Below are 1322 nucleotides of genomic sequence, written 5' to 3'. Positions count from 1 at the left end.
CGCCGGCACCACCTCACCCCTCATTCCCCCGCCTCCCGCGCCCGGCAGGCCGCGCCCACCGGGCAGGTCTCGCCCTCGGCGGTGCAGGCCGCGCGGTCGCACAGGCGGCACAGGCGGTCGGCCTCGGGGAGTTGCTCGTAGGCCGCCGTCAGCAGCTTTCCGGCCAGCTCCGCGAACACCTCCCGCTCCCGTTCGTCGAGCGCGGCCGCCAGCGAGCCGAGCCGTCCGCCGCGCTCGGCGAGGATCCGCGCGGCCGCCTCGGCGCCCATCGGCGTCAGGTGCACGGCGACCGCCCTGGCGAGCGTGGGCCGCCGCTCCACCAGGCCCCGCCGCTCCAGCACGTCCACCATCCGCGCCGCGGCGGGCTGGCTCAGCCCCACCCTCCGCCCCAGCTCCGTCACCGACAGCCCGGGCGCGGTGGACAGCACCACCAGCGCCGCCGAACCGCTCACGCTGGTGCCAGCGGCGGCGGTCGCGTCGGTGAGGGCGAGGTCGTTCACCGTCAGCGCGAGCGCGCCGAGGAGATTCGCCAGCCGCTCATCATGCATGACTCATGCATAGTTCATCGGGGTGGGATCCGCAAGTCGGCGGCGTGAACACGAATAACCGGCGCGTGCGGGGGAAGCCCTCCGTCTGCGTACGCGTACCGAAATGCAACTTTCCTTCGTTTCCCAAGGAGATCTCTGTGTTCCGACACACGAAACTGCTGCAGTTCGAGGCGAAGCCGGAGCGTCCGGACCCGTATTACGCCCGGAAGCTGCAGGAGCTGATCGGTGGTGCCTACGGTGAGATGACGGTGACGATGCAGTACCTGTTCCAGGGCTGGAACTGCCGCATCGAGGGCAAGTACAAGGACCTGATCATGGACACCGCGACCGAGGAGATCGGTCACGTGGAGATGCTGGCCACCATGGTCGCCCGCCTGCTGGAAGGCGCCCCCGCCACCGCCACCGCCGAAGCCGCCAAAGACCCGGTGATGGCCGCGGTGCTGGGCGGGATGGACCCGCAGCAGGCCATCGTCGCCGGCGGCGGCGCCATGCCGGCGGATTCCAACGGCACGCCGTGGAACGGCAAGTACATCGTGGCCTCCGGCAACCTGCTGGCCGACTTCCGGGCCAACGCCGCCGCCGAGGCGCAGGGCCGGTTGCAGACCGCGCGGCTGTACAACATGACCGACGACCCGGGCGTGAAGGAAATGCTGAAGTTCAACCTGGCCCGCGACACCGTGCACCAGAAGCAGTGGCTGCGCGCCATCGAAGAACTCCAAGCCGACGGCCTGGAAAGCGACATCGCCCCCAACGCCCTGCTCGACGAAGAAGACC

General features: G+C 70.3%; 2 protein-coding genes. One reads left to right on the top strand and one right to left on the bottom strand.

Annotated features, from left to right (window positions below; translation table 11 throughout):
• Positions 1-20: 20 nt before the first annotated feature.
• Positions 21-548 carry a MarR family winged helix-turn-helix transcriptional regulator gene (locus tag D0D28_RS35405; RefSeq protein ID WP_116115559.1) on the bottom strand — a complete coding sequence of 176 codons (528 nt, stop codon included), beginning with the start codon at positions 546-548 and terminating at the stop codon, positions 21-23.
• 137 nt (positions 549-685) lie between these two features.
• On the opposite strand from D0D28_RS35405, the gene D0D28_RS35400 reads away from it, so the two are divergent.
• On the top strand, positions 686-1322 hold a 637-nt coding region (locus D0D28_RS35400), incomplete at its 3' end, for a manganese catalase family protein (RefSeq protein WP_116115557.1).

The organism is Amycolatopsis ruanii (genome assembly GCF_003385175.1).
GTDB classification, from domain to species: domain Bacteria; phylum Actinomycetota; class Actinomycetes; order Mycobacteriales; family Pseudonocardiaceae; genus Amycolatopsis_E; species Amycolatopsis_E thermalba.
Note: the sequence above shows the minus strand (reverse complement) of the source record. Positions and strands in the feature narration are given on the sequence as shown.